This is a genomic window from Flavobacterium sp., from assembly GCF_046153165.1.
Taxonomy (GTDB): domain Bacteria; phylum Bacteroidota; class Bacteroidia; order Flavobacteriales; family Flavobacteriaceae; genus Flavobacterium.
The window spans coordinates 1-7,538 of the sequence record NZ_JBJXEN010000027.1; the positions used below are offsets into that span (position 1 = coordinate 1).

Sequence of the window (7,538 nt, forward strand, 5' to 3'; positions counted from 1 at the left end):
GGCTGTTAACGACAAGCGCGCTTTGCGGCGGCTTTGCTTTTGCAAAGCGCTAGTTAGGCGAAGTGCGCTTGTCGTTAGAGCAAAGTGGGCTGGAAGGCGCATTTCGCTCTAACGTTTCGCGGCTTCAAGAAGTGGCGATGAACCAAGACCAAGCCTTTACAAATATAGAAAAAACTTTTAATTAAAGACCTTTCCAATTTCTGATAAATCCCAAGCCTCGCCATTTCTTGAAACCGCTGTTATGCACAGTATTTATAATCCTAATTCTTTTAATTTCTTAAAAATATCAGCAGTGTTTTCACCTTCTTCAATTGGTCTTTCGGATTCTTGTTTAGTTAATAGATAAGATTCCAAACCACTTTTAGAGCCAAAAATAAATTTCTCTGAATTTTGCATTTGAGAGAAATTAGTTGTTAACTTCTCAATTTCTGAAAAAGGAGCTGTTGAAGTTCTCCGAAATATTCTATTTCTAAGTTCTGTAGGACATTCTGGAATCAAAACTAATTTATGTTTTGAGTTTATTGGTAATTCGAGAATATTGGTTGGGTCAAAAGGAGCAAATCTCTCAGGATTATTGTTTTTTGCAATTACTGGATTATCGCTAGTTATAAATTCTAATTTATCTTCTTCAATTTTATGGATGCAAATTGAATCGTTTTCTAATCTTAAAGCAATTAATTTAAAGGCAGTTTCTAGTTGAATAATAATCATACTAGGTTGACGCTCTTTATTAAATTCTGTTGTAAATTCTTTAAGAGTTTTTCCTGCAATAGATATTTTTTCTCCTTCAAATGTGAAATAATCTTTTCCTGTTTGTTCACAAAGCTGAAACATCCTTTCAAAAACTCTACTCATAAAATCACGACTAAGATTAACCCATTTTGTTGTTCGGTAGTACATTGTTATTACAGTAGAAATAATTAATCTTCTTTCTTCTGTTGTTATTTCGATTTTGTTTGGGTCAGTTAAAATTTTATAAATTGTGTCATAATGAGCTTCAAGTTCTTGTGAATAAAAACTTTCAATAGCCATTTTTTGCTCATTAGTTTCACCTGGTAAAGTATAAAGATGTTTTTCTAATGCAACATTTTTAATATTTGAATTGAAGATTTTATTAACTTCTGTTTCTTGTGCTGGTAAGACTTCAATATAAAATTCATCTCCCTTCTGTTCACCAAAATACTTTAAATATGTTCGAGGAACAAAGTGTTGTCTTTTTACTAAATCTGTTGCCATAGTTTTGGGATAATATTGTGCATAACGTTCCGGCGCTTGGCGAGGTTGCGAAGTTCGGAACCGATTATTTTCTATCAAAGCTAAAATTTCTTGCGAAATGTAAACGTGTATTTACTACAAAATTCGCAATCTTGCCAAACGCCTGTTGTGTGTTCGTTTTTTAATATTCAAATTCGGTTCTTTTATTTTCTAAAAACCAATTTATATATTCATCTCGAATATTATTTAAATTTAACTCGACACTTAATTTTGTGTTTTTTGGTAATATTTTCAATAAAATTAAATTCACATTTAAATTAATTATTGAAGAACTTTTGTTTTCTATGATATTTGTTTTTTTATCCTTTTCTTTAATTTCTATATAATTTACCGAAATCGGATGTCCGCAATATTTAGGGAAATCTAAATCATATAATTTAGTTTCTTCTTTTGAAAAAGTAATAATTCCTAAACTATTCCATGCATCCATTGTTAACGTTATTACATTTAAAATAGGTTTGTTAAGTTTTAAATATTCATCAAAATATTTATAGTTTTGAATTTCAGAATATTTTTTTTCAGTATCATTTTTTTCGTCGTAATCATTTTTTAAATAGTTTTTATCACCATTTTGCTTTGCAATTTTTAAAATTTCTTTTTTAGTTGGTTTTGTGAAATTTTGCATTAAAAATTCTTCAGTAAAGTTTTCTTTGTTTGTGTTTAGTGAAGTTAAAAGATAATCAACATCACTTTTTGGAATGGTTTTATAATTTGATGTTTTGATTGTTATTGAATCTTCTGAGAAGACTTTATTGTATACTTTTTGGTTTATTTTAAGATGTTGTGAAATTTTAAAATCTCCATTTTCAGTTTTAGTTAATTCAAATATTTCACTTCTTGAGTAAATTCCATTTTTCCCCCAAGAAGAACCTCCGTGTATGTATGAAAATTTAATTTTGCTTATATTTTCAAAGTTTTGTGAGAATATAAAATTTCCACAAAAAAGTATAAAAAGTAGGAGAATATTTCTCATTTAATTCTGTTTTCGTTCGGCTAAAATGACACACAACGTCTTGTGGCTTGGCGGCAGTTGGGGATTTGGTTAGCCAAATGTATAAATTAATGACCGAACTTGCAAGTACAAAACCAACTTTAAAGTTTGCCTAAAACCCCAATTGCGCCAAACCGCTGTTGTGCGATCGCTTTTTTATATCATTCCATTTTCTGAAATACCTCTTCAATTTTTACTCTTAATTCTCTGATATGCTTGTCTGAGTTTTTAATTGAATCTTTTTCTTTTATAAAATTCAATTTTTGAGTAATTATATGAAGTTCATTATCTTCAAAATCATACATTGAATTCCAATCTCCTGAATATTGCATTTCAAGATAATTCAAATTTTCTCTTTCACTTATTAATATTTCTTTTATTTCGTCAAAGTCTTTTATAGTTTTAGAAAATAATTCTTTAATTTCTGTTGGTAATAATATTTTTTCTCTGGCTAATTCATTTGCACAATCTAAATAGTTTTTTATCCACTCGTTAATTCTAGTTTTAAATTTCGAATGACCAATACTATTTGGTTCAATTTTGAATAAAAGATTATTTGCTAACTGAAAAGTTGCTAATTGATGATAAATTTTTCTTAATACAGTAATTTGTAATTCATTATATCTAGAAAATCTAATTTCAGATTTTTTTAATTCATTTTTAAATTTTTCTACTTTATTAGTCACAATTAATGTTTGAATTATTTGAAACAAAGCAATTACTAACGTAAATCCAATTAAAATAAAAAGATGATAATCTTTATACTCTGATAATTTTTTTTCTAAAACTTCTTTTAACAATTCTACCATAGTTTTTAAAATTTGTGAATTATGCAACTATCAATTAAAAATGGTAAAATCATAGTTCCAATTGTTAATGATAAAGTGTAAATATAGTCAATTTTATTTTTCGAAAATTTTCCGAATTCTGGTTCTCTTTTGAATATATTGAAGTAGATATTTCTGCTTATTTTTTGAATAATTAGAAATATAAAAAGCATTTGCGAACCAAAATAACTAATATTTCTCATTTCATTATTTGAATCGTCTTCAATCATAATTCCAGTTATAATTATTCCTACAGAAATTGAAAGCCAAATAAAAAATATTTTTTTTTGATTTAGTTTTTCTAATTGAAAACTAGCAATTAAAATTGGAATTGTGAAAATTATATAAAGTAAAATATCAATATTCATTTTTGTTTCTTTTCGGTTTTCTGTCGCTTGAAAGTGTCGCACAACGACAAGCGCGCTTTGCGACGGCTTTGCTTTTGCAAAGCGCTAGTTAGGCGAAGTGCGCTTGTCGTTAGAGCGAAGTGGGCTGGAAGGCGCATTTCGCTCTAACGTTTCGCGGCTTCATGAAGTGGCGATGAACCAAGACCAAGCCTTCACAAATATAAACAAAACTTTTAATTAATAACCTTTCCAATTTCTGATAAATCCCGTGCCTCGCCATTTCTTGAAACCGCTGTTAGTGGCTGGACTTTATTTTGCTTTATCTCCAAATTCGTTTATAGATTTCATTCTACTTTCATTCCATTTTATAATCATTTCTTTAAAATATTCTAAATCAAATATGATTTTGCTATTGATGTTTAATATTGTGTTGTTGTTAAATTTGTAAGCATATATTTGAGTAAATGGTCCTTTTATATTGTTATTTGAATAACCATTGTAATCCAAGTAAAATGATGATTTGGCTAAGCCAATGCCATAAATTGCTTGATAAATTAAAAAGGTAATTCCAAACGATACTTTTGTCACTTCTTTTGATTCAAAGTATATAGATTTTCCTATAATATTATTACCATTCCAGTTTATGTAATTATAATATGAATATTCAGGTTCGCTTTTTTTCAACATCGCATCTATCATACTAAAAGAACCTAATATTGGGTTAGGCTTAATAATTTCACGTTCAGATGTAAAAATATTATTTAAAGAAACTACTTTTTCGCTGATACTACTTTTTACAATACTATCAGTTAGCGAGTCTTTTATGTCTGAATTATAAATACTAAAATCATTACTAATATTAATTTCATAGCCATCCGCAGTTAATTTAGAAGCCCAGTTTTCTATTTCTAATTCAAATTGTGGTTTCAATTCAAGGAACATTTTTTGCCTAATTTCACTTGGTACTTCAGGGAAATATTCAAATTCAACATTTTTTTCCATTCCAACTACATTTTCTGTAATTATTGAATCTTCGGTTTTTCTAATTTCAACTTTTACTTTTTTTTCACTATTGTAGGCAAAAGGATAGTAGCCAACTGTTCTACTTTCAATTACTGGTGTTTGTTTAAAGTCACTTTCTTTTAGGGTTTCTTTGGCAATATACTCTTGAATCCTGTTAGGAGTTAAAATTCCTTCATCATATATATTGTCATTATCAATTGCTTTTAAAAAATAATAAGTAAACAAACCGTGTTTTATATCAGATATTTCTCTGGCATTTTCATTTTCTGTAGATGCATACATAAATAATGTTCCTGAACTTTTTGATATATATTTATTTATAAAATCTTCTTCCTCTGAATTGCGGGTCAAAACTTTCCCGCCTGATTCACAAGCGTCTATTACATAACATTGATGTTTGGGCTGTAATTCGTTTATCTTTTCAAAAATATTAGAAATTTCAGTAAAACTATCGTGAAATTGTAAACCAGAGTTTTCAAATTGATATTTTCCGTGCCCAGCAAAGAAGAAAAATACAGAATCTTTTGTCGGAACTAAATTAGTTTCAATTTGTTTTAATGAATTTTCAAAATGTCCAGTAATATCTTTTGTTGTTTTACCTTGTTCACTAGTTATTAGAAATATATCTTCTTTTTTAAATAAGCATTTCTCTTCCAATTTATCTGCGACAGCAGTTGCATCATTAACACAAAAGTTAAGAGGTTTAACATCATAATCATTTATTCCTATAATAATTGCAAATCTTCGCTCTTCGTTTGTCATAATTCTATATTTTATTGGTACTGCGGTAGTCTTGACACTAACGTTTTGGGGCTTTGCGAAGGTGGGGGATTAGAAGTACAAATGTTCATATTAGTACAAATGTTTATTAGAATTCCCAATGCTTAAATTTAGTACAAAAGCCCCACTTTTGCAAAGCACCTGTTAGCCGTTCGCCCTTTCTACGGTGTCCTTTTTATTCGTTTATATTTATGCAAGTTCAAGGTTAATACTTTCAATTTGATTTCTTGATTCTTGACGAAGTTCAAACGCTTTTTTCATTTTTGAACTAATTTCTGTTATTGTTTTGTCGTCAGGTAAATGAATTAAAGTATTTGCTAAATCTGTGTCGGAAACGTTTGGAATGGCTGCACCTGTCCGATACATAAACATTTGCTTTAAAAACACTTCTGATTTTAAAAAGTAAAGTAAATAGTAACTATCAATTTTGAAGTTTCGTAAAACTCTAAAACCATTTGTGCAAATACTTCCTTCAAAATCTGTGTTTACTAATGCTGTGGCGTGTTTTCGTGTACCAACTGAATTTCCTGCTATGGCTGTAATGATGTCGCCATTTTCAATTTCATAACTTGCTCTGCTTGGCAATTCGTGAACTTGATAAGTAGTTGAATTTATGATTTCATAAGAATGTGTATTGATGTCGGAAAGTTCAACATACTCAACTGTTTGATTTTGGTCTTTTAGTTTTTTGCTTTTCACTTTTATAATGTCGCAAATATCTCCAAGACGAACACTTTTTCCTGTGTCTAACTTGGTAAACATTTTTCGATTTTCTGGCGAATAAAAATCGTAATCAAATCTTCCGTTTAGTTCATTGTAGTTGATTGAAAAAGAATTTTCTTTATCAATTTCTATTCCTTTTTGAAATTCTTTAAACGCTTCTACAATTACGCTGAAATTTTCATCTAAAATTGGCTGACCTAAATTATCTTTTACAAGTTGTCCGTATTTATCTTTTTGATATTGTGGTGTTCCGTTTTTATTACCTTGATAGCCTAATTTTGTAACTCTACCAAAGAAAATAGGGTATTGTCTAACTTTATTTGGTGTGTCTTTTTCTAAAAATAATAGTGAAGTTTTTACACCTGTTCCAAAAGGGATAAATGTTTCTTGTGGTAAATTAACAATGGCTAAAATTTTTGCTTTTAGTTTTATATAATAGCGTAGATATTCTAATGATGGATTTTCAAAATTGCCATTTGGCAAAACTATTGCCATTCGTCCGCCTTCTTTGAGAAGTTGTAAGCAACGTTCAATAAATAAAATTTCAGCATTTTGATTTGGATAAACTGTTTTTGTCTTGTGATATTCCCCTTCGTGATTAGTCCATTTATATCCTAAATCAAATTTTGAAAGCGTTGACGAATTTGTTATTTTCGCTCCAAATGGTGGATTTGCTAAAACTAAATCAAAGCCCTTTGTATTAGATAAAGTTAGCTTCAAACTATCTAAATCTTCTAATGAATTAGTGCAAAGAATATTAGTTTTTCCATTTGCTTCTAAAAGCAATTTCATTTTTGCAATTCGTGCAATACTTTTATTAATATCCGAACCAAAAAGGTTTTTAGACACTATTTGACTTGTGTCAAGTTCAGTATTATTATTTTGTAAATACTTTAATGCTGACATTAAAAAACCACCACTTCCACAAGCTGGGTCAATAATTGTTTCATTTGTTTTGGGTTGCATCATTGCTACGCAAAAGTCAATAACTGGTTCGGGTGTAAAAAACTGACCCCGTCCGTCTTTTTCGTGGTGTGAAAGAAATTTTTGAAAAGCTAAACCTTTTGCATCTTGCGAAGAATTGAGTAATGAAATTCCTTGTAGTTTATTTATTGTAAAACCTAATGCAATAGCACTAATCCTAATTCTATCGTCTGAATCAAAAATGTCTTGGTAGGTTTGTTTCGTTTTTTCAAAAACAACCGAGATACGTTCTGCAATTGAATGGTTTGTTTTGCCCGATTTCAATTCATTCCATTCTTCCGTAGAAATAGTAAATTGATTTAGGCTTTCATTTTCATCACAAATTTTGATAAACAATATTTTGACAAACTCTTCTAATGTCTGTTGTGGCGATAATCCATCATTTGCATAAATGTAATCGTGGATTTCTTCAAACTTTTTAAGAAGATTATCTTCTTTGGTAAGTGGTATTTCAAATAATGAATTCATATTTTACACATTTGTGGCAAATATAAACCACAAATGTGTAATACGCAAATTATCTTCCGTCTAATTGACTTTTATCTAATTTTCTAAAATTAGGTTTAGTTTCTTCGATACATAAAGCAA

Annotated in this window: 6 protein-coding genes; all 6 read right to left on the reverse strand. The window is 29.1% G+C overall.

Annotation, left to right across the window (positions count from 1 at the left end; all coding sequences use genetic code 11):
• Window positions 1–252: 252 nt before the first annotated feature.
• The 6 genes from ACKVOV_RS04065 to ACKVOV_RS04090 all read right to left on the reverse strand — a co-directional run bounded on the left by ACKVOV_RS04065 (window position 253) and on the right by ACKVOV_RS04090 (window position 7,418).
• Window positions 253–1,236: a DUF4238 domain-containing protein gene (locus tag ACKVOV_RS04065; RefSeq protein WP_409205492.1), complete on the reverse strand. Its 984-nt coding sequence runs from the start codon at window positions 1,234–1,236 to the stop codon at window positions 253–255.
• Between the two features lie 160 nt (window positions 1,237–1,396).
• Window positions 1,397–2,248 carry a hypothetical protein gene (locus ACKVOV_RS04070; protein WP_409205493.1) on the reverse strand — a complete coding sequence of 284 codons (852 nt, stop codon included), beginning with the start codon at window positions 2,246–2,248 and terminating at the stop codon, window positions 1,397–1,399.
• A 179-nt stretch (window positions 2,249–2,427) separates the two neighbouring features.
• Window positions 2,428–3,075, reverse strand: coding sequence for a hypothetical protein (locus ACKVOV_RS04075; protein WP_409205494.1), 648 nt, complete (start codon window positions 3,073–3,075; stop codon window positions 2,428–2,430).
• A gap of 5 nt (window positions 3,076–3,080) precedes the next feature.
• Window positions 3,081–3,461 carry a hypothetical protein gene (locus tag ACKVOV_RS04080; RefSeq protein WP_409205495.1) on the reverse strand — a complete coding sequence of 127 codons (381 nt, stop codon included), beginning with the start codon at window positions 3,459–3,461 and terminating at the stop codon, window positions 3,081–3,083.
• 288 nt (window positions 3,462–3,749) lie between these two features.
• On the reverse strand, window positions 3,750–5,225 hold the full coding sequence (locus ACKVOV_RS04085) for a caspase domain-containing protein (protein WP_409205496.1): 1,476 nt from the start codon (window positions 5,223–5,225) through the stop codon (window positions 3,750–3,752).
• Window positions 5,226–5,432: 207 nt separating this feature from the next.
• The gene (locus tag ACKVOV_RS04090) at window positions 5,433–7,418 is read right to left on the reverse strand and encodes an N-6 DNA methylase (RefSeq protein ID WP_409205497.1); all 1,986 of its coding nucleotides are present in this window, start codon (window positions 7,416–7,418) and stop codon (window positions 5,433–5,435) included.
• Window positions 7,419–7,538 lie beyond the last annotated feature (120 nt).

Bases quoted from the DNA above. Each gene is read 5' to 3' on its own strand.
- ACKVOV_RS04065 (WP_409205492.1), bottom strand. From the start codon at position 1,236: ATGGCAACAGATTTAGTAAAAAGACAACACTTTGTTCCTCGAACATAT.
- ACKVOV_RS04070 (WP_409205493.1), bottom strand. From the start codon at position 2,248: ATGAGAAATATTCTCCTACTTTTTATACTTTTTTGTGGAAATTTTATA.
- ACKVOV_RS04075 (WP_409205494.1), bottom strand. From the start codon at position 3,075: ATGGTAGAATTGTTAAAAGAAGTTTTAGAAAAAAAATTATCAGAGTAT.
- ACKVOV_RS04080 (WP_409205495.1), bottom strand. From the start codon at position 3,461: ATGAATATTGATATTTTACTTTATATAATTTTCACAATTCCAATTTTA.
- ACKVOV_RS04085 (WP_409205496.1), bottom strand. From the start codon at position 5,225: ATGACAAACGAAGAGCGAAGATTTGCAATTATTATAGGAATAAATGAT.
- ACKVOV_RS04090 (WP_409205497.1), bottom strand. From the start codon at position 7,418: ATGAATTCATTATTTGAAATACCACTTACCAAAGAAGATAATCTTCTT.